Origin of the sequence: Prevotella sp. lc2012, assembly GCF_900107065.1 — a bacterium.
In the GTDB taxonomy this organism is placed as follows: Bacteria; Bacteroidota; Bacteroidia; order Bacteroidales; family Bacteroidaceae; genus Prevotella.
Genome location: NZ_FNUF01000001.1, coordinates 233,793 through 255,365 on the forward strand (window position 1 = coordinate 233,793; position 21,573 = coordinate 255,365).

Below are 21,573 nucleotides of genomic sequence, written 5' to 3' on the forward strand. Positions count from 1 at the left end.
AAGCGTATCGCAAGACTTCGACCGGTGAATATGCCGCAGGACGATCAGCCTATGATCCTGTGTGAGGATACCTGTGAGCATGTTCATGGTATCGATCTGTCGCATTATCAGGGCCAGGTGTTCTGGGAGACGGTTGGCGAGAATACCAAGTTGGCGTATGTCTATCTGAAGGCTACGGAGGGGGGCGACCGGATTGATGAACGGTATGAACGTAATATCGAACTGGCCCATCGTTACGGTCTGAAGGTTGGCTCCTATCATTTCTTCCGTCCGAAGGCCCCATTGCAGCAGCAGCTGGAGAACTTCAAGACCCAGTGCCTGCCAAGTGAACAAGACCTGATACCGATGATAGACATAGAGACGACAGGTGGTCTGCCGACGGACATCTTCTGCGACTCACTGTTCAAGTTTCTGGGGATGGTTGAAAGGACCTACTGTCAGCAGCCTTTGCTCTACACGTTCCGGAACTTCTACAATAAGCATCTGCTCGGAAAGATCGACGATTATAAACTGATGATTGCCATGTATACCGAGGAGGAACCAGTCTTGGCCGACAACAGAGATATCACGATGTGGCAATACACTAGTAAGGGACGGATCTTCGGTATCAATGGTTTTGTGGATAAGAGTCGTTTTATGGGATTTCATAGTCTGCGGGATATCCGGTATATCCACTGAGTCATCGTCGGATTGTAGCCAACGTACTTATTCCTCGATGTGTGATAGAGAGTGCAGGAATGATGAGAAGAAATTGGTGACACTCTCAGAAGGGTAGTAATGGAAATATCGTGCGGAACGGCGTATATGACTGAAGATGGCTGAGGTGTTACTGTGTACGAAGATATTTTCATTGCCTTGCATAAAATACCAGTCCTTTGAACGGGTATTCGCAAAATCCACCAGTTCTTTCGCGATCTTCTCCACTTGAATATCCTTTCCTTCTTGTAGGAAAGGCAGTTCGTGCTGTTCAAACCCAAAGAACCGTATCAGGAACTCACCTTCCAGTTGTACCATCTGTGTCAGGCGGAGGTCATCAATCCATCTTCCTAACATTTCGTAATCCATCTCTTGATGATGCTGCCGCAGGTAGATGCCCAACTCCAGCAGTTGCCGGATGGGCAGTCCTTCATTCAGGATATGACGAATCACCCTGATCATCTTCAGTAACAGGCGGCGTGTGGCGATGTCGGAATCCTCATTGTCGAGTATCCGCTGTAGTCGACTGTTCAGAAGCGGGTTGGTGAGATGGTCAGGTCGCAGGAAACTGTCCTCTTCTTGTTCGTTCGTCACCGGTTGTTTGACAGTCTTCTCTGCAGTCGTCTTCCATTCGGCCCATTGTTTCTCTGTTAGATGTAGGAAGAACTGATCCTTGCAGCGGAGCAGTCCTTGATAACAGTAAGGGATGATATCATGCAGGAAAGATAACTGGTACACACGTTCCCATTTGCAGACAGACATCGGTTCTATCTCTTCTGTCGTATGGAAGACGCCGCTCCTCAATAATCTGAAAAGGTTTCGCTGTATGATGTCCATGACTATGAATATCTTTTAGGATAGCGGAAGAGAATAGCCATGATCGCTACCACTCCCAAGGCGAAGGGGTAATAGAGATAGGGAATGATTGCGATGGGGTTTAGTGTCGCCAGACCGGCAGCTATCAGTATCTGTGCACCATAGGGGATGAACCCCTGCATGACACAGGAGAAGGTGTCGAGGATAGAGGCGCATTTCTTGTTGTCGACGCCATAACGGTCGCCAATCTGTTTGGCGATACCACCAACGGTTAGAATAGCTACCGTGTTGTTTGCCGTACACACGTCGACCAGTGCCACCAAGGCAGCGATGCTCAGTTCTGCTCCCCGTTTACCATTGACATGACGGGTCAGTTGGCGAATCACGAAATCGATACCTCCTTGTTGCCTGACTAGTTCCAAGATGCCTCCGGCCATCATTGTGACGATGATCAGCTCACCCATTGAGAGGATGCCGTCGCCCATAGCCCCCATCCATCCGTACAGATCGAAGGAGTGCGTTAGGATGCCAATACCACCAGTTAGTAGGGTACCCAAAGTCAGTACGGCCATGACATTCATGCCGGAGATGGCAGTTACCAGAACGACCAGATAGGGGAGAACCTTCACCCATTCCACTTGCGGGATGTGCTGTGGGGCACTCACGTGAAGTCCAATCAACAGGTAAATACCAAGAATCAGGATGGCCGCAGGAAACACCAGGAAGGCATTGACACGGAACTTATCGCTTAGTCGGCAGCCCTGTGTCTGTGTGGCCACAATGGTTGTGTCAGATATGAAAGAGAGGTTGTCGCCGAAGAACGAGCCACCGACGATGATGGCTGTCATCAGTGCCACGTCGGTGCCAGTCTCCGAGGCAATACCGGCCGCGATAGGTACCAAGGCCGCTATCGTACCCACGCTGGTACCGATGGAGAGTGATACGAAGCAGGCGGCGAGAAATAGACCGGCCAGGATCATCTGTGGTGGCAACAGACTGAGGGTTAGGTTGACCGTCGCGTCGATACAGCCCATGGCCTTTGCAGAGTGAGCAAAGGCGCCGGCCAGGATGAAGATCCAGATCATCAGCATCATCTGTTCCGTGGCGGCTCCCCGACTGAAGGCGTTGATTCGTGACATCAGCGGTTTCCCGCCTAAGACGGCGATGGCATAGATGCTCGATACCATGAATGCTACGGTGATAGGTACTTTATAGAAGTCGCCAGCGATGATGCTGGTGACCAGATAGAAGGCGACAAACACCATTAGTGGTGATAATGCGACAAGTCCTTTTTTCATGTTTGTGATCTCAAGTCTAGTTATGTTGTCTTTTGTTTTGTTGTCTTATAATGTTACGCCACTCTTGAAGATGGCAATCTCACGGTAGTCATTCTGCTCGTTCTTCGACAGTTCGCCGTTGGCCACACGGATCACCTTGTCGATGAACTCCTGAACGAGTTCCTGCATGGAGCGTCCTTCTAATAGCTGACCGGCAGAGAAATCGACCCATCCCGCTTTCCGGCGTGCCAGGTCGGGGTTCGTGGCGATCTTCATGGTTGGCACAAAAGTACCGAAGGGAGTGCCACGTCCTGTTGTGAAGAGTATCAGATGGCATCCGCTGGCGGCGAGTGCCGTGGCAGCCACCAGATCGTTGCCTGGAGCCGAGAGCAGGTTCAGACCGTCGTGCTGCAGACGATCGCCATACTCTAGGACACCATTCACAGGTGCTTTTCCACATTTCTGCGTACATCCCAACGCCTTATCCTCGAGGGTTGATATGCCACCGGCCTTATTCCCCGGACTCGGATTCTCGCCGACCGGTTCGCCGTGCGAAAGGAAATAGTCTTTGAAGTTGTTGACCATCGAGACCGTCTGCTCGAAGAGCTCTTTAGTACGACAACGGTTCATAAGAATGGTCTCAGCCCCGAACATCTCAGGCACCTCTGTCAGGACGGATGTGCCTCCCTGTGCTACCAGCCAGTCGCTGAACTCACCTATAAGGGGATTGGCCGTGATACCAGAGAATCCGTCGGAGCCACCGCATTTCAGACCGACCCGTAGTCTGCTGACTGGTACGGTCACGCGCTGATCCTGGCGGACTGTCTCATAGAGTGCCCGCAGGATATCCATGCCTGCCTCCATCTCATCCTCCACCTTCTGGGTGACGAGCAGTTTGATACGATCCTGGTCATAGTCGCCCAGCATCGCCATGAAGTCGTCAGGCTGGTTGTTCTCGCATCCCAGACTGAGCACCAGGACGGCACCGGCATTGGGGTGCAGACAGATATCACGGAGCACCTTCCGGGTGTTCTCGTGATCGTCGGACAGTTGGGAACAACCGTAGTTATGATGCCATGCATAGATGGCGTCAACCCCTTCGCCACAGGTTTCACGTCTTAGTTCCTGAACAAGTCGCTCGGCAATCCCATTGACACATCCGACCGTCGGCACGACCCATATCTCATTACGCACACCTACATCACCGTTCCTTCTTAGATAGCCCTTAAAGGTACGGTTGTCTTTTTTGATATTAAGTTGCTCGTTTGTAGGGGAGTATGTGTATTCAAGTTTGCCGGATAAGTTGGTCTTCAGGTTAGTCTCATTGACCCAGTCGCCCGCCTTCAGATCAACCATCGCGTGTCCGATGGGGTACCCGTATTTGATGATATTCTGTCCCTTAGACACATCGTTGATGAGTATCTTGTGTCCGGCAGGTGTATCTTGGTTGACAACTATCTGTCGCCCATCTACCTCGATGATAGCCCCTTTTCTTTTGTCTTGCAGACACACGACGACGCTGTCTGCCTGATTAATTTTTATATAAGTAGTTAATTCCATGCGTGAGGTCAGTCTGGATTATATGGCCGTCCTACGATAGAAGGCCACATTCTCCTTTGTCAGAATCTCGATAGGCATATAGTTGACCGGTGTGACAGCGCGCTTCATCACGATAGCCTCGAAGAGAGCGTTCACGCTGGCATATCCCTGTTGGTAGGCGTGCTGTGCGATGAGGAACGAAATGCTGCCTTGTCGAACACACTCCTCGTTCTTATGCACCATATCGTAGCCCATGATTTGGATATCCCGACGGTTGCTTCTCTGGAGGAATTCCCCGACGAGGTGTGCCTTTGAGTTGAAGGTGATACAATGGTGAATCTGAGGATGAGCCTTGAAGAATTTCTCCAGGATGGTGTCGTATTCCTTGCGCTCCTCGTCAAGCGGCAAGTCTACTTCCGAGATCTTGATCTCAGGGAAGTGATCCACCATATAGTGACGGAAGCCTGTCTCCCGGTTAGCCTGCTGCTTGGATCCCACGTTTCCGTCGCGTGTCTGCTTGACGATGGCGATCTCCTTTTCCTTGGAGGCGATGAGCATCAGCATCCGCGCTGCGAAATAGCCGCTGGCAAATGAGTCTTGTCCGAAGAAGGCCAAGGGCTTGAGGTCGGGCATATAGGAGTCGAGCAACACATAAGGAATCTTACGCTCCATGAGCTTTTGGGTGAAACGAGAGGTCTGTTCGAGCGTGGAGGGCACGATGATCACCCCGTCGATCTTAGCCGTGAAGAGCTCACGGGCCATCTTCGTGAACGACTGGTGGTTGAAGCGCTCGTAATAGACGAACTTCAGTGAGATACCGAAATCACGGCGGAAATCAGTACATGCCTGGGCCCCTTCCTCTATCTCGTCCCAATAAGCCTCCTGTTCGTGCTTGGGCAGTACGATATAGAAGTCGTAGGTCTTGTTGTAGGCGAGGGCAGAGGCATACATATTGGGACGGTAGTCCATCTCTGCCAAGGCCTTGTTGACCTTCTCGAGAGACGACTTACTGACGTTGGGACGGTTGTGTAGCACACGGTCCACTGTTCCTGTTGAGACACCCGCTCTAGCGGCAATGTCCTTAATGGTTATATTCTCCTTTGGCATATTTCACCCTTTTTGGGGCAAAGGTACAAAGAAAATCTGAGAATATGCACTACTTTTTTAAATAATCTGTCAGAAAACGTTTCCGTAAGTATTTTCATACTAAACATTTGGTAGTTTGGAAAAATGTCCTTACCTTTGTCCTCGCAAACGAAATTAACAAGTTAAATCTATCATTAAATCAAAAACAATGGCTAAAATTGTAACATTGGGCGAGATTATGCTTCGCCTGTCGCCCCAGGGCAATGACCGTTTCATTCAGAGTGAGTCTTTCCGGATTATTCCAGGTGGCGGTGAGGCAAACGTGGCAGTCTCTGTAGCCAATTACGGACATGATGCATATTATGTATCCAAGCTTCCCAAGCACGAGATCGGACAGATTGCTTTGAACGCTCTGCGTCGTTATGGGGTGAACACAGAATATATTGCTCGTGGTGGTGACCGTATCGGGCTATACTATGCCGAGACAGGAGCCTCGATGCGTCCGTCTAAGGTGATCTATGACCGTGCCCATTCTGCCATTGCAGAGGCTTCTCCTGCCGACTTTGATTTTGACAAGATAATGGAAGGTGCAGCGTGGTTCCATTGGAGTGGTATCACCCCAGCCATCTCCGACAAGGCCGCAGAGTTGACGAAGCTGGCCTGTGAGGCTGCTAAACGCCATGGCGTTACGGTGTCTGTAGACCTGAACTTCCGCAAGAAGCTGTGGACCTCGGAGAAGGCTATCTCCGTCATGCGTCCGTTGATGAAGTATGTGGATGTATGTATCGGCAACGAGGAAGATGCAGAGCTCTGTCTCGGTTTCAAGCCCGATGCCGACGTGGAAGGCGGTCAGACTGATGCAGCAGGTTATGAGGGTATCTTCAAGCAGATGATGCAGGAGTTCGGCTTCAAGTATGTGGTGTCTACACTCCGCGAGAGCTACAGTGCCACCTATAATGGTTGGAAGGCTCTGATCTATGATGGTAAGGAGTTCTATCAGAGTAAGCGTTACGAGATCAATCCGATCATCGACCGTGTGGGTGGTGGTGATTCCTTCTCTGGTGGTCTTATCCACGGTCTGCTGACGAAGAAGACACAGGGCGAGGCTCTGGAGTTCGCTGTGGCAGCCTCAGCTCTGAAGCATACGATCAATGGTGACTTTAATCAGGTCAGCATTGACGAGGTAGAGGCGCTTGCCGGTGGTAGTGCTAATGGTCGAGTACAAAGATAAAAAAGCGAGTCATATTATGGCAAAGTTTGATAAGATAGCCGTCCTGAAGAAGATCGGTGACACGGGTATGGTTCCCGTATTCTATCATAAGGATCTGGAGACATGTAAGAATGTGGTCAAGGCCTGTTATGAGGGTGGTGTCCGCGCCTTTGAGTTTACCAACCGTGGCGACTTCGCCCAGGAGGTATTTGGTGAACTGGTGAAGTGGGCCGACAAAGAATGTCCTGAACTGGCCCTGGGTATCGGTTCGGTGGTCGATGCCCCGACCGCTGCTCTTTATCTACAGTTAGGCGCCTGCTTCGTCGTAGGTCCCCTGTTCAACCCCGACATTGCTCCCGTCTGCAATCGTCGTCTGGTACCTTACTGCCCGGGCTGCATGACAGTCAGCGAGATCGGTAAGGCACAGGAACTGGGATGTGACCTGACAAAGGTGTTCCCTGGTGATGTCGTTGGTCCGAACATGGTGAAGGGGCTCAAGGCTCCGATGCCGTGGTCGAAGATCATGGTGACCGGTGGTGTGTCGCCCGACGAGGAGAACCTGACTAAATGGTTCAAGGCCGGCGTGTTCTGTGTAGGCATGGGCTCAAAACTCTTCCCCTCAGACAAGGTGAAAGCCGGCGACTGGCAGTATGTCACCGACAAGTGTCGTGAGGCTCTTGGCTACGTAGCAAAGGCTCGTGCATAATCCATATACCCCTTCCGCCTGACTGTCTGTCAACAGAAGTCGGTGGAAGGGGTGTTTCTAACTATGAGACTCTGGCTAATCGTTCTCTCAGTCATTCTCTTTTCAGCATGTTCTCGCACAGACAGACGGGCGATAGACAGGCTGAATGATATCTCCTATGCTTATCACTATCGGGATGCCGACTCCACGGAGTCGTATGCCCGGCGCGCCTATCATGAAGCCGATGGCTATCATGCCGGCAAGGCCGAAGCCATGAACAATCTGGCTTTCGTCCATATTGTCAGGATGCAGTATGACGAGGCGGAGCGACTGCTGACGGAGGTACCAAAGATGACCGACAATCAGATTGAGATACTGATTGCCTATGTGCAGCAGATGCGTCTTTGTCAGCGTCGTTCCAGGAACCGTGAGTTCCATGAGTTCCGTGAGAGGGCCGACCATGCGGTGCGTCGTATCCATGAGGAGTGGGATCAGCTCTCTGAGCATGACCGTCAGCGGATGCTCTATGCCGAGACGGAGTTTGCTATTGTCAACTCGACGTACTACTATTATGTAGGACTGGAAGAACAGTCCATCGAGGCCTTGTATGCCATTAACCCCGATGAGGTACAGAAAGACACGGCTCAATACCTGAACTATCTCTATAATGTCGGTGCCGGCGGCATCATCACAGAAGGAACACAGAAGGAGATCAACCAACAGGAGTTCGATCATCTCATGCGTTGTCTTCTGTTGGCACGTAAGGGCAACTATCCCTATTTTGCCGCTAATGCCCTTGAGGCTCTCTCTGAGCATCTGACCGATCCGCACGACCGGCAACAGCTGATAGCTGATAACCTGCCGGCGTCGAAGTTCATCAATCCAGAGAATGTTGCCGACGAGGACCTGCCGGGTGTCCTGGCGGAGAACGCGCTTTATATTTTCGAGACATACGGAGATGTATACCAGATTGCCGGCGCCTACCGAACGCTGGCCTCCTGTTACCGACAGACGGGTGATTATGAGTCGGCACTCAACAATCTTGAGCAGGCTCTTTCCGATACGATCATCAACCAGGCACCCGACCTGGTGGCGAGTATCCGTGAGCAGATGAGTGTGGCTTATGCCGCTATAGACGATAAACAACAGAGCGACTACAACCGAAATCTCTACCTCGACCTGCAGGAGACCACCCGTCAGGACCGGCAGTTAGAAGCTCGAGCTAGTCTGTTGGAGAAGACCGTCACCCAGTTGAATATGATGCTGGTTGCCGTGGTGATCGCGATCGTCCTGTTGCTTTTCTTCCTCTGGCTGTTCAATCACATGAACAAAAGGCACAGTCAGGAGGACCAACCCGACGATCTCTTTGACCAGAAACAAGAAGAGTTGAACGCCCAACTGCTCCGGTTGGAGACCAGTGAGCGGCGTAACCTGGAGCAGCGGGCCAAGATCTCGCTGGTCAACAGTGTGACTCCCTTTATAGACCGTATTATCCATGAGTTAAAGGCACCCCATGGTGGGAATGTCGATTATATCCGTGAGCTGACCGATCAGATCGAGGATTATAACGATGTGCTCACTCACTGGATCCAGCTCAGGCAGGGAGAACTGAGTCTGAAGATCGAGAGCTTCCCCTTACAGACCCTCTTTGATATGATCAGTAAGAGTCGTACCGCCTTTCAGATGAAAGGTGTGGAGCTGATGGTAGAGCCGACAGACGCTGTGGTCAAGGCCGACAGGGTGCTGACGCTCTTCATGCTGAACACGTTGGCCGACAATGCCCGTAAGTTCACGGACAAGGGTGGTCAGATCCGCCTGTCTGCCGTTCTGGATCAGCAGTATGTGGAAATCTCCGTCGAGGATACCGGTGCAGGAATGAGCGAAGAACAGCTTAGTCATCTCTTCGACCATAAGATTGTGGAGGAGCATGGCTTCGGACTGCTCAACTGCAAGGGTATCATTGAGAAATATCGTAAGGTGAGCCAGCTCTTCTCTGTCTGTGCCATTGATGCGACCAGCACACTGGGCAAGGGCAGTCGCCTGTTCTTCCGTCTGCCGAAAGGTGTCATGCGTTCTGTCGGCTATTGGTTGCTGTTTGTTGGTCTTTGGGTATCTGGAGTTACCCGGGCGCAGGCGTCAGACATCTTTGCGATGGACGAGACAATGACACGGGCCAGTGCCTATGCCGATTCCGCCTATTTTTCCAATATCAACGGCACCTATGAACGGACCTTGTTTTTTGCCGACTCGTGCCGCTACTATCTGAATAAGCATTATCGTCAGCTGGAGCCCCATGGCCGCTATCTGATGCGAGAGATGGGGAACCTGTCGATGCTCGCACCGGAGATCAAGTGGTTCCACGACAGTCTGGACATCAACTACAATATCATTCTGGATATCCGTAATGAGAGTGCCGTGGCGGCGCTCGCCCTGCATCAGTGGCAGCTCTATGCCTATAACAACCGTATCTACACGCAGCTGTTCAAGGAGATGTCGGCAGATAACACGCTCGGTGACTATTGCCGTACCATGCAGCAGTCGCAGACGAACAAGACCATCGCCATCATCCTGCTTATTCTGATGCTAGTGTCTATCGTGCCTGCCTATTACCTGTTGTACTACCGTCATCGTCTCTACGACCGTTTCCTGAAAGAGCAGCAACGCCAGACGGACCTGGAACTGCTGGGCGATGAGCTCCGGAAGGCGGAGCAGGAGGATAACAACCTGCATGTCTCCAACGCGGTATTGGACAACTGTCTCTCGACTCTGAAGCATGAGACGATGTATTATCCCAGTAGGATCCAGCAATTACTGGAGGTAGGCGATAACGACTCTCTGTGCGAGGTGACCGACTATTACCGTGAGTTGTATGGCGTACTCAGTCTGCAGGCCACCCGACAGGTAGAACGTACCAAGCTCCATCTAAAGCCCATCGTCCTCGCTCCTGCGGACGACGGTCGTGAGGAGGTGAGGATCCTCGGGGATGAGACCCTGATACGTTATCTCTTTGATATCCTCAGGAAACAGTCGGGACAGAAGAAGCTCGACATGTCGTTCCGCCAGAAGGAGAAGGCCTATATCGATGTGCTGATCCCGATGCCGGCCCTGGAGATGACAGAGGAACAGGTATCCCTGCTGTTCGCCCCTTCCAAGGAGCATATCCCTTATCTGCTATGTCGGCAGATTGTCAGAGACCACGGTGAGGCAACTAACCGTCGTGGTTGTGGTATCTATGCCACCATAATCAATGGAACAACAAATATGATAATAACATTACCAAGCGTATGGAAAACTTCAAAGTAATAATCGTTGAGGACGTGCCTCTTGAACTCAAGGGAACGTTAGGCATCATTCGTAATGATATCCCTGAGGCAGAGGTCATCGGAACGGCAGAGAACGAACAAGCATATTGGCGACTAATCAAACAGCAGAAACCCGACCTCCTGCTTCTGGATCTGGGTCTGGGTGGTTCGACAACCATCGGCGTGGAGATCTGTCGGCATACCAAGGAGTTGCATCCCGATGTCAAGGTGCTGATCTTCACTGGTGAGATCCTCAATGAGAAGTTGTGGGTCGACGTGCTTGATGCCGGTGCCGACGGTGTGATCCTGAAGACAGGAGAGCTGCTCACCCGCCGCGATGTGAACGCCGTGATGGACGGTAAGCAACTGGTGTTCAACGAGCCGATCCTCGAGAAGATCGTGGAGCGCTTCAAGGCTGCCGTCAGTGGACAACTCGTGAAACAGGAGGCTCTCGTCAATTATGAGATCGACGAGTATGACGAACGCTTCCTGCGCCATCTCGCCCTTGGCTACACCAAGGAGCAGATCACCAACCTGCGTGGCATGCCTTTTGGAGTGAAGAGTCTTGAGAAACGTCAGAACGAACTGATCCAGAAGCTCTTCCCAGAGGGCAGTAGTGGCATCAATGCGACGCGTCTGGTCGTACGTGCCCTTGAGTTACGTATCCTTGATATCGATAACCTGGAGCCTGATGAAGAGTAGGTACGAGCGATATATGTCTTTCCTGACCAAGGAGGGGGTAGGGGTGATCGCCTCTGTGCTGTTGTGTGCCGAGGCCTTACTGATCATTCTCTCGTGGATCCTCTCCACGACCATGACAGAGGGGATACGCTCCCTCCTGTCATCGGAAGGCATACGCTGGTTCTTCGGCTCTTTCACCAGTGTCATCGCATCACCGATGCTCGTATGGCTGTTGCTGGCGCTGATAGCCATCGGCAGTCTGCAGAAGAGTGGTCTGACGGCTTGGCAGCGTAACTACCGCGACCGTCTGGCCCTCAGGGTGGCCACCGTCTCCCTTCTGATCTACCTGGGCTTGATTGCGTTATTGACATTCCCGCCTCATGCCATCCTCCTCTCGGCAACGGGTAATCTCTTCCCGTCGGCCTTCAGTCGCAGTCTTGTCCCCATCATTGCTTTCGGTATCTGCGTGTTTTCCATCACCTACGGGGTGGTGTCTGGACGCCTGAAATCCCTCTCATCCATCATCCATGCCATGTCTTTCGGTATCGAGAGGGGAGCCGTCCTGTTTGTCCTTTACATTCTTCTCATACAGTTCTATGAGTCCTTACGTTTTGTCTTCGGATAAAACATCATTTTTAGGTATTGTAGCATTTCTTATTTCTACTTACCTTTGCACGCAGAAAACTCTCTCAACATGAGTTCATAAAGTATTTGTTTAGTTTTAATTAAGGGACTTACCGTGAGGCAGGTCCCTTTTGTCTTAGTCATAACAGACATCTGTTATATTGTTGGAGATAGGCTTTTCCAGATAAAGAAACGTCAAGTCAAAAAGTAAAACAAGTTGTTTTACTGTCGTGGAGATGCCTTGTGTGATTCATAGAGACGGTCTCTAACACACCAAAACAACTTGTTTTACTTTTACGGAAGCCTATGGCACATCCTGAAGACGTATTATCTGACATAAATAGATGACGGTGCATACATGATGAGAGGATATGATCTTGTCGTAAAAACAATAACAAAATCCCTGACGCTCATAGGAGTATCAGGGATTTGCATTCAGATATAAATTTGTGATGTGATTCGGTTGGGGCTCGAACCCAAGACCTACTGCTTAGAAGGCAGTTGCTCTATCCAGCTGAGCTACCGAACCAACAAATCGGCTGCAAAGTTAGACATTTTTTCGGAATCCGCCAAATTTTCAAGCAGCGAATGCAGAGAATAGTGCACTTTTCCCACTTGAAATGTCAAAAAAAGGCGACCTGTTGTCAGGGGCGACGGCGATCCCGTCCTCGTTTGTCCTTACGGTTCTTCTCCGGATAAGGCTTCGAGTTACGGTTGTCTTGCGGGTAAGGTCTTGTCTTATGGCTCTCTTGCGGGCGGTTCGTTTTCGGAGGACGCTGCTCGAAGGGGCATGAGCCTGCATACAACTGCTTGATCAGGTCGGGACGACCGATCCTGCGCAGGCTCTGTTCGATATTCCGACGCTCTTCCGGTTTGTACCAGAAGAAATACTGCCGCTGAGCCAGTTTCTCTTTAGGTGTCTTCGCACTGAAGACCTTCTCGAGCGTATAGGGGTCATATCCCGTATACCAGGTCTCTGTGGCATTGGTCATCGGCGTAGGCGTGAAGTCCTGTACCTGTTCCAGATGGAAGTCCAGTTGTTTGGTGATGACCGCCAGCTCTGCCATGTCCTCCTCCTGACAACCAGGATGCGAACTGATGAAGTAGGGTATGATCTGCTCGCGGAGGTTCTCTTCACGGTTGATGCGGTCGAACTGACGTTTGAACTCATAGAACTGCTTGAACGAGGGCTTACGCATCAGGTAGAGCACCCGTTCACTGGTATGCTCCGGTGCCACCTTCAGGCGACCACTCACATGGCGGCTGATCAGTTCTCTGGTATATTGCAGGGCGGCGCGGTTGGCTTCCTCGTCCTTACTGCGGTGTAGCAGCAGGTCGTATCGTACGCCACTACCGATGAAGCTCCGTTTGATACCCGGGATGGCATCTACGGCGTGATAGACATCGAGCAGACGGGAGTGGTTCGTGTCGAGGTTCGGACACACCTGCGGATGGATACAACTCGGACGTTTGCACTTCTCGCAGGCTTTCTTGTTCTTACCTGCCATACCGTACATATTGGCCGACGGTCCTCCGAGGTCGGAGAGATAACCCTTGAAGTCGGGCATCTGCGTGACCTGTCTCACCTCTTTCAGGATGCTCTCCTTCGAGCGGCACGAGATGAACTTCCCCTGATGGGCGGAGATGGTACAGAAGGCGCAGCCGCCAAAGCATCCGCGATGGATGTTCACGCTGTGCTTGATCATGTCGTAGGCCGGGATACGCTTGCCTTTGTATTTCGGGTGGGGCTGACGGGTGTATGGCAGGTCGAACGAGGCGTCGAGCTCCTCGGTGGTCATCGGCGGATAGGGTGGGTTGACCACCGCATATTGTCCGTTGACCTCTTGCAGCAGGCGCTGTGCATGCATCATGTTCGACTGTTCCTCGATATGACGGAAGTTCTCAGCCTGTGCCCGTTTGTTGCGAACACATTCCTCATGACTATGCAGCACCAGATCGTTGTCGCGTATACCTCCCGGAATCTCGTCCTTTCGGGATAGGAAGACTGTCTGTGGGATGTCACGTATATCATGGATGGAACGGCCTTCCGCCAGTTGTCGGGCCAGTTCCAGGATGGGCTTCTCACCCATGCCATATATCAGGATGTCGGCACCGGCATCACAGAGGATACACGGCTGGAGCTTATCCTTCCAGTAGTCATAGTGGGTGAGACGGCGCAGAGAGGCCTCGATGCCACCAAGGACGACAGGTACGTCGGGATAGAGCTGTTTGAGGATCTTAGAGTAGACGATGGTCGGGTATTCCGGTCGCATGTCGTGCCTTCCGTCTGGACTATAGGCATCTTCAGAACGAAGGCGTCGGTTGGCCGTATATTTGTTGACCATCGAGTCCATGCATCCCGGTGCGATACCGAAGAAGAGGCGTGGCCGTCCCAGTTTCTTGAAGTCACGGAAGTCACCATGCCAGTCAGGCTGCGGGACGATAGCCACCTTATACCCGCCAGCCTCCAAGGTACGTCCGATGACGGCCGCACCGAATGAGGGGTGGTCGATATAAGCATCTCCTGAAAAGAGAATCACGTCGACCTCAGTCCATCCACGGAGGTCGAGTTCTTTTTTTGTCGTTGGCAGAAAGTCCGTCAGCCTGTATTCCATGTCTCGTTATTTAATTGAACGGGGTACCTTGAACAGCCCTTGCGGTCATCCCCAGGTCATCGTTTGTCTGGTTCTTCCAGTTGATGTATAGCAGCACCAGTTGCTGGAGACCATATGCTTTCATATTCGGGTGATAGATCACGTCGAGACAGAGGTCGAGCAGATCCTTATCTTTACCGGCATCACCCTCTAGTAGTGAACGGCTATTCAGACGGAGCTTATCAAGAACGGGCTCGTCAACATAACCGTTAGAGTCGATCAGGTCGCGGAAAAGTTGATACTTCTCGATGGTCTGCAGATGGGTCTCTGTCACTTCGATACTCCGGGTACCGGATGAATTGGCTTGAATTTTCATGTCATTACGGTTTTGTAGTTTATAATGATTGTAATAGGAATCTCAAGATACCCCTCATCAGCATCAGCCGCTTCTGTTCCGACTTGATGCACTCAAAGGGGAAGCCGAGTGTCATGGCCTTGTAGTCGGATCCGTCGTAGGCCACACAGGCACTGTAGTCATCGGCATAGACCATGGCGGAATAGGCCGGAGCCACAGGCTGCAGGATATCAGGATGCGTGGCGGCATAATGCGTCTCGTTGAGATGACGGTAGAACTCGAAGGTCGTACCGAGGCCGGCGATCGTGTCGCGCTGCAGACTGTCTCTGTTCACGCCCTCACCATAGCATTTCAGCACATCTTCCAGGAAACGGCGGTCGGCAGGCATCTGCATGTCCGACCCAACATAGGAGCCACTGACGAGAAGGGCCCCGCCATGAGAGACGAAGATCCGCAGATGCTCTTTCAGCATCGGCGAAAAGGCCTGATAGTGACGAAGAGAGTAGCCATCGTTTCGCTCCAGTCCGAGTATCAGGTCCAACATGTTATATTGGGTTGGATACACCTCATTGGTCTCCAGTGCTTCAGCAGAACAACTTGCGATACTGTATCGCTGTGTTGCTGCGATGGCCTCGGCGTGTGTACGGATATAGTCGAAGTCGTTACCGGCGATAAACTGTCCCTGCAGACTGTCGTTCGTATAACCCAGACCGTCTTTGCTTTCCCGGCCTATGGTGGCTTTGTTGAAACAGGTCTGGTAACCCAGCCATCCGGCAGTCCTGCCGTAGGTCACACCAGGATCCTCCTCCAGATCGAAACCCTGTTCGGCCGCATTGTCTCTCACAAACGGAGCAGACAACCGATGGAAGCCGTTGACGATCAGCACCGTCTTCTGGGCCTCTGGTACGTCACAGGCCGAGACGACCTCACTCGGGAAACTCTCACCACCGGCATTGACGGCAGCCACCCGGAACGAATACAACTCACCCGGCATGATCTCTATCGTATAACTGGTCTGTAGTCCTTGGATATAGTGCCCGTTGTCAAAGCCTCCCTTGCCGATGGCTGTATAGACGATGTAACCAGACGGTTTTGCAGAAGGCTCAGTCGGGTCGTCTACAGCTGCCCATGACAACCTGACCTCACCTTTCCCCGTAAGTTCGGCACGAACTTTATTAGGAGTGAGAGGAGTCACGGTATAGGTGGTCTGGTGCATGCGCGAGATATAACGGAGCAACGCCTTGTAGATGCTACGTGCCAGGTCGAAACGGAAGTTCGGATCCTGACCGTAACGCATGTCGGCGAAGTTCTGGTGCGACATCGTCTCGAGGATGGCACTCGGCATCTCCGGACAACGGGTCTCAGAATAGTTGCGGTCGAAGAGCTCACGCATCTGCCAGTTCGCATATTTTTTCCTGATATCGTTCGACACCGATACCAGCAGTTCGTCGGCGAGGTCGCGGGAAGCCAGTCTCGACATACCGGTTCCGAGAATACTGTCATTCAGATAGGTCGTACAGATCGCAAGCGTACCCGTATGACTGCCGTCACGGGTATAACCGGCATCACTGTGTACAGCAAGGGCCAGTTCGATGGGTACATGTCGCCCTGTGGTGTCGGGCATATAACAGGAACCACCAGCCAACAGATTCGTCATGTGTGAGCGTACATTGATATCATCGCCATAGTCGTCTTCACCGTTCTTCGAGGAATATATCGAATATGGCATGCCTGCCCACTGACCGTAATAACGGGCGCCCTCCAGACAACGAGGAAGACCGCTGGTGGTATAGCCGCGCCGGATATTACCCATGCCTCCGCCAAAGCGGACTGCATCGGTCGTGACGATGCCACGACTTCGGCTCTGATTACTCAGAACAACACAGTTCTGTTCATTACGTCCTTCATCGAAATCGAAGGTTCCGAGATAGACCCATGTCGAACCTCCCATCTGCTGGTTGACCCGGAACTCGGTGGGCACGCCTTGGTGCCATACGGTATAATGCGCATCGTCGATGCTCTCTGCCACGGTCTGGTAACTGACATAGACAGCATATCGTCCTGCCTCAGGAATCGTAGGGATATAAGAGACCAGACTCTGGTTGCGGCGGTGCTCAACGGTCTCTGCTTGTCGTGCTGTTCCGGCCAGGAAGGGATTCTCACCATCTATGTAGTTCCCTTGATGAAAGGCAAATCCGACGGAGTCGCTCTGCTGCCATGCATGACTACCGTCTCTCTCCTGATAGGACGACCATCTCGTCTGGGGCATGTCGTTGTCGACGATGACCTCATGGCGCTGCCAGTCCCGTTCACGTGGTGTGAACACGATGGCTCCGGACTTCTCAAGCATCGGGATGAGGTAGGGCACGACGATGGTCTGTGTAAACAGATCCTCCCGGGTACCGAACAGGGATGGGCGCTGCCATTTCCATACACTGTCTCTTGTGTGGAAATAACGGCCATGACTGGCCCAGAGGGACAGATGCCGGTTCTGCAGACCATTCGTCACCCGATAGGGCAGGGATGCATTGCTGACCCAAGGACGCCCTTGGTAGTCGATATCACCCCACATCCGTTTCTCGTCAGGATCACGTCGCAGGCGATTGGACACAAGGTCACGGATATCACGGCCACCAGTCTTCACGGTGAGGCCGTAGCTCCGGCAGCTGTCGGGCAACAGGCTTCCGATGCTTGAATAGATCTGTTCCACAGACTGGGGCGTAAACACCCGTTCACCGAAATGATTGTCGGCAATCACCTCGATGGTTGATAGTGAGTCATTAATCAGAAGGGTCTGCAACCGCGAGGCAGAGCGTACGCGCTGTCCATCAGAACGGTAGCTACTAAGATACCTGTTGATCTTGTCTTTCAGTTCCTTTTGGGGATCGAGGGACTTCTGTGCTTTCTTAGCAGCCCGCAGCGTGTCGGCAGAGAAGAGTAGGAACAGTGTCAGACAGATGGCTACGGTTTTCCTCATACTATACCTCCCCAATGGTGAAATTCTCCGGTTTCTTACCTTTGAAATCCTTGAAATAGAGTTTGATCTCACGCATATCAGTTTCCAAATCACCCGAAGGGATGATCGTCTTAGTACACTGTATATGCTTCTTCTCATAGTCTATACCATACAATAGGATGGGAAGACCGGCTTTCAATGCGATAAAATAAAAACCTTTCTTCCATTCGTAGTTCTTGGCGCGCGTTCCCTCCGGCGTGATACACAGATGAAACGTCTTGGCAGCCTTGGCCGTTTCTGCCATGCTGTCGGTCATACTGGTATGCTTCTGTCTGTGGACAGGTATGCCACCCATCCTCCTGAAGAGAATACCGAAGGGCCAGAAAAACCATTCTTTCTTCATCAGGAAATTGCTTTGCATGCCTTTGGCTCCGATATAGAGCTGACCGATTAGAAAATCCCAGTTACTGGTATGCGGCGCCAGACAGATAATAAACTTATCGGGGTGGTCTTCTGTTACTTCTGCCGTCCACCCCATTCGCTTGTATAATAGCCAATTACAAAAATTTTTCCACATTGTTCGTTTTTCCTTTTATGACTCTTCTATGAGTTGATCTGGTCTAGAATCTCATTGACCTGAGAACTGAATTTCTCCCGCAGATCCTTATAGTATTTCTTGGCGGGAATCCCAGGCTCAGGATGCGATATCCTCTTGATGTAATGATCTTCCATCTTCACGATGGAGGAAAGCACGGCTTCTGCATTTTCCTTATCATTTTCAGGACCATACAATGATACTGCCACACTTTCGGCAAACAGGTCTTCACAGATCAAATTAATACATTTCTTTAGCGTTCTTTTATTTGCCATAATTCAAATCCTCCTTATTGTTTTTGACATATTCAGTAAGCAAAGATAGACATTTTTTCTGAGATGGCAAGTCTTTCACTCTCAAAAAATATTAAAAAGGCGATTTTACTACTTTTTCTTTTGTGTTTCTGCCAAAAATCAACTAATTTTGCATCGCTAAATAAAAGAATAGGTATATTAGGTGAACGTTTTTATCAATAAATAAAGTTATCAGAATTATGGAAAAAAGTGCATTGCAGATTGCGAGAGCCGCCTATCAGCCGAAGCTGCCGAAGGCTCTTCAGGGTGCTGTAAAAATCAAAGAAGGCCAACCGACGCAGAGCGTAGGTGATCAGGAGGAAATCAAGAAGTTGTTCCCCAACACCTATGGTATGCCGATCGTTGAGTTCGAGCCTGCTACAGAGGCAAACACCAAGAAGATGAACGTAGGTATCATCCTCTCAGGAGGTCAGGCTCCTGGCGGACACAACGTCATTACTGGTCTCTTTGATCAGATCAAGAAGCTGAACCCTGAGAACCGTCTCTTCGGTTTCATTCTCGGTCCTGGCGGTCTGGTAGATCACAACTATATGGAGCTCACCAAGGAAATTATCGATGAGTACCGCAATACCGGTGGTTTCGACATGATCGGCTCTGGTCGTACAAAATTGGAGAAGGTTGATCAGTTCGAGAAGGGTTTGGAGATTATCCGTGAGCTCGACATCAAGGCTATTGTCATTATCGGTGGTGACGACTCTAACACGAACGCTTGTGTACTCGCTGAGTACTATGCTGCCAAGCAGTATGGCGTACAGGTCATCGGTTGCCCGAAGACGATCGATGGTGACCTGAAGAACGAACAGATTGAAACATCCTTTGGTTTCGATACTGCCTGCAAGACCTATTCAGAGTTGATCGGTAATATCGAGCGTGACTGTAACTCTGCCCGTAAATACTGGCACTTCATCAAGGTGATGGGCCGTTCGGCTTCTCACATCGCTCTTGAGTGCGCTCTGCAGACACAGCCGAATATCTGTCTGATTTCCGAGGAGATCGAGCAGAAGAACATGAGTCTTGACGATGTCGTAGATTATATCGCCAATGCCGTAGCTGTACGTGCAGCCGATGGTAACAACTTCGGTACTGTCATTATCCCTGAGGGTGTTATCGAGTTCATTCCTGCTATCAAGAAGCTGATTGCTCAGCTCAATGATGTGCTTGCAATGCCTGAGGCAAAGGATCTGGGTCGTTCTGAGCAGATCGACTTTGCCAAGAGTCACCTGACAGAGGAGAACCTGGCAGTCTTCAACTCACTGCCCACAAGTGTTGCTCGTCAGCTGGCTCTCGACCGTGACCCCCACGGAAACGTGCAGGTGAGTCTGATCGAGACAGAGAAGCTCCTCTCTACGATGGTGGCTGTGAAGATGGAGAAGATGAAGAAGGCCGGTCAGTATAGCGGTAAGTTCGCTGCCCAGCATCACTTCTTCGGTTATGAGGGTCGTTGCGCTGCTCCTTCTAACTTCGACGCAGACTACTGCTATGCTCTCGGAACGAGTGCCGCTCAGTTGATTGCCAACGGTAAGACCGGTTACATGGCTATCGTCAAGAACACGACTGCACCCGCAGAGCAGTGGATCGCCGGTGGTGTGCCCATCACCATGATGATGAACATGGAGCGCCGTAATGGTGAGATGAAGCCCGTAATCAGAAAGGCTCTTGTGGAACTCGATGGAGCTCCCTTCAAGACCTTCGCAGCTCAGCGTGATGATTGGGCTAAGAATACGGCTTATATCTATCCGGGCCCAATCCAGTACTGGGGACCCACAGAGGTCTGCGACCAGCCTACCAGAACCCTGGCGCTTGAGCAGGCTAAATAAATAAGTTGAAAGATTAAGGGTTAATAATTATGATATGCTTTGCAGGCGAAAACAAATACAATGCTTGTCAGGGTCATCATAATTGTTAATCCTTAATTGTTTTTCTGAAATGGTAAAAAGGAGAGTAGTTCGCCGGAAAGGAGTAGGCACGACACGGACATATCATGGTCCCGGCAGGAGAAGACGACCGAGTCTTCTGATACGTATGCTCCAGAAACTACCAGGATGGGCCTGGTGGGTTGGCGGTGTGACTATTGTTTTGGCCTATATCTGGTTTTTTTACTATTTCTTTGTCAGTCCTTTTGGCTTCCGTTGGCGTGCGCTCTATGGCGACGTGTCATATCCGGAAGGTTATGAGATACATGGCATTGACATCTCCCATCATCAGGGACGCATAGACTGGGGCGAACTGAAGGACAATGGAAGCATTAACAGATGTCCGATCCGTTTTGTCATGATCAAAGCAACGGAAGGGGCTACTCAGACCGATGAGAATTTCCGTGATAATTTCTATCAGGCACGTGAGAATGGCTTTACACGAGGTGCCTATCACTTCTATAGTGTGCATACACCGGCAGAGCAACAGGCTTATCATTTTATGAGTACGGTGAAACTAGAGAATGGTGATCTGCCCCCAGTGCTGGATGTAGAGCATAAACCCAAGGAGCAGACTGACGAGGAGTTCAAGAATTCCGTGCTTCTATGGCTTCAACTTGTGGAAAAACATTATCAGGTCAAGCCTATTATCTATACTTATTATAAGTTCAAGAAACGTTACCTCAGCGATTCCATCTTCAACCAGTATCCATATTGGATAGCCCATTATTATGTTGATTCTTTGGAATATCAGGGACCATGGAAATTCTGGCAGCATACCGATGCAGGGCGGTTGCCAGGTATCAAAGGTAGTGTAGACTTCAATATCTACAACGGCTCTTATTATGACCTTCGTCAGATGACCATCGGTTCTCAGGAGACCATTGGTGTGAAGGCCTACAGCGAATAGGTAGCCAATAATCCTTTTCT

17 protein-coding genes and 1 tRNA gene are annotated in these 21,573 nt (G+C 51.0%); 8 read left to right on the forward strand and 10 right to left on the reverse strand.

All coding sequences use genetic code 11. From position 1 onward, the window contains the following. The first annotated feature begins 30 nt into the window (after positions 1 to 30). Positions 31 to 678, forward strand: a complete 648-nt coding sequence (locus tag BLU99_RS01055) for a glycoside hydrolase family 25 protein (protein WP_255397436.1) — start codon at positions 31 to 33, stop codon at positions 676 to 678. Positions 679 to 705: 27 nt separating this feature from the next. Here BLU99_RS01055 and BLU99_RS01060 read toward each other — a convergent pair whose 3' ends face one another. From BLU99_RS01060 to BLU99_RS01075, 4 genes are read right to left on the reverse strand one after another with little or no spacing between them, the layout of a single operon-like run. Continuing rightward, a complete protein-coding gene (locus tag BLU99_RS01060) occupies positions 706 to 1,533 on the reverse strand; it encodes a hypothetical protein (protein ID WP_091899327.1) in 828 nt (275 codons plus the stop codon). A gap of 2 nt (positions 1,534 to 1,535) precedes the next feature. After that, the gene (locus tag BLU99_RS01065) at positions 1,536 to 2,819 is read right to left on the reverse strand and encodes a Na+/H+ antiporter NhaC family protein (RefSeq protein WP_091899328.1); all 1,284 of its coding nucleotides are present in this window, start codon (positions 2,817 to 2,819) and stop codon (positions 1,536 to 1,538) included. A gap of 36 nt (positions 2,820 to 2,855) precedes the next feature. After that, positions 2,856 to 4,349, reverse strand: a complete 1,494-nt coding sequence (locus BLU99_RS01070) for a UxaA family hydrolase (RefSeq protein ID WP_091899329.1) — start codon at positions 4,347 to 4,349, stop codon at positions 2,856 to 2,858. A gap of 18 nt (positions 4,350 to 4,367) precedes the next feature. Next, positions 4,368 to 5,435, reverse strand: a complete 1,068-nt coding sequence (locus tag BLU99_RS01075; protein WP_091899330.1) for a LacI family DNA-binding transcriptional regulator — start codon at positions 5,433 to 5,435, stop codon at positions 4,368 to 4,370. A 187-nt stretch (positions 5,436 to 5,622) separates the two neighbouring features. Here BLU99_RS01075 and BLU99_RS01080 point away from each other — a divergent pair, with 187 nt between their 5' ends. The 5 genes from BLU99_RS01080 (at position 5,623) to BLU99_RS01100 (ending at position 11,917) form a co-directional block, all read left to right on the forward strand. Next, positions 5,623 to 6,645, forward strand: a complete 1,023-nt coding sequence (locus BLU99_RS01080; protein WP_091899331.1) for a sugar kinase — start codon at positions 5,623 to 5,625, stop codon at positions 6,643 to 6,645. Positions 6,646 to 6,661: 16 nt separating this feature from the next. Beyond that, positions 6,662 to 7,330 (forward strand): bifunctional 4-hydroxy-2-oxoglutarate aldolase/2-dehydro-3-deoxy-phosphogluconate aldolase, encoded by a 669-nt coding sequence (locus BLU99_RS01085; RefSeq protein WP_091899909.1) that lies wholly within the window; start codon positions 6,662 to 6,664, stop codon positions 7,328 to 7,330. A gap of 63 nt (positions 7,331 to 7,393) precedes the next feature. Next, a complete protein-coding gene (locus BLU99_RS01090) occupies positions 7,394 to 10,612 on the forward strand; it encodes an ATP-binding protein (protein WP_091899332.1) in 3,219 nt (1,072 codons plus the stop codon). Then, positions 10,594 to 11,313: a DUF5932 domain-containing protein gene (locus tag BLU99_RS01095; protein WP_091899333.1), complete on the forward strand. Its 720-nt coding sequence runs from the start codon at positions 10,594 to 10,596 to the stop codon at positions 11,311 to 11,313. The genes BLU99_RS01090 and BLU99_RS01095 overlap by 19 nt, the downstream gene beginning before the upstream one ends. Next, the gene (locus BLU99_RS01100) at positions 11,303 to 11,917 is read left to right on the forward strand and encodes an AbgT family transporter (protein WP_255397400.1); all 615 of its coding nucleotides are present in this window, start codon (positions 11,303 to 11,305) and stop codon (positions 11,915 to 11,917) included. Before BLU99_RS01095 ends, BLU99_RS01100 begins: the two co-directional genes overlap by 11 nt. Before the next feature lie 454 nt (positions 11,918 to 12,371). Here BLU99_RS01100 and BLU99_RS01105 read toward each other — a convergent pair. The 6 genes from BLU99_RS01105 to BLU99_RS01130 all read right to left on the reverse strand — a co-directional run bounded on the left by BLU99_RS01105 (position 12,372) and on the right by BLU99_RS01130 (position 18,625). Next, positions 12,372 to 12,445, reverse strand: a tRNA-Arg gene (locus BLU99_RS01105). 115 nt (positions 12,446 to 12,560) lie between these two features. After that, positions 12,561 to 14,531 carry a YgiQ family radical SAM protein gene (locus BLU99_RS01110; RefSeq protein ID WP_091899335.1) on the reverse strand — a complete coding sequence of 657 codons (1,971 nt, stop codon included), beginning with the start codon at positions 14,529 to 14,531 and terminating at the stop codon, positions 12,561 to 12,563. A gap of 10 nt (positions 14,532 to 14,541) precedes the next feature. After that, on the reverse strand, positions 14,542 to 14,886 hold the full coding sequence (locus BLU99_RS01115; RefSeq protein ID WP_091899336.1) for a hypothetical protein: 345 nt from the start codon (positions 14,884 to 14,886) through the stop codon (positions 14,542 to 14,544). A gap of 19 nt (positions 14,887 to 14,905) precedes the next feature. After that, complete coding sequence (locus tag BLU99_RS01120; RefSeq protein ID WP_091899337.1) at positions 14,906 to 17,842, reverse strand: golvesin C-terminal-like domain-containing protein; 2,937 nt, start codon at positions 17,840 to 17,842, stop codon at positions 14,906 to 14,908. A 1-nt stretch (position 17,843) separates the two neighbouring features. Further along, positions 17,844 to 18,398: a 1-acyl-sn-glycerol-3-phosphate acyltransferase gene (locus BLU99_RS01125; protein WP_091899338.1), complete on the reverse strand. Its 555-nt coding sequence runs from the start codon at positions 18,396 to 18,398 to the stop codon at positions 17,844 to 17,846. A gap of 26 nt (positions 18,399 to 18,424) precedes the next feature. Next, positions 18,425 to 18,625, reverse strand: a complete 201-nt coding sequence (locus tag BLU99_RS01130; protein WP_369807683.1) for a hypothetical protein — start codon at positions 18,623 to 18,625, stop codon at positions 18,425 to 18,427. Positions 18,626 to 18,909: 284 nt separating this feature from the next. Between BLU99_RS01130 and BLU99_RS01135 the strand changes: the two genes are divergently transcribed. Beyond that, positions 18,910 to 20,547: a diphosphate--fructose-6-phosphate 1-phosphotransferase gene (locus BLU99_RS01135; RefSeq protein ID WP_091899340.1), complete on the forward strand. Its 1,638-nt coding sequence runs from the start codon at positions 18,910 to 18,912 to the stop codon at positions 20,545 to 20,547. A 109-nt stretch (positions 20,548 to 20,656) separates the two neighbouring features. Then, a complete protein-coding gene (locus BLU99_RS01140) occupies positions 20,657 to 21,553 on the forward strand; it encodes a glycoside hydrolase family 25 protein (protein ID WP_091899341.1) in 897 nt (298 codons plus the stop codon). Positions 21,554 to 21,573: the final 20 nt, after the last annotated feature.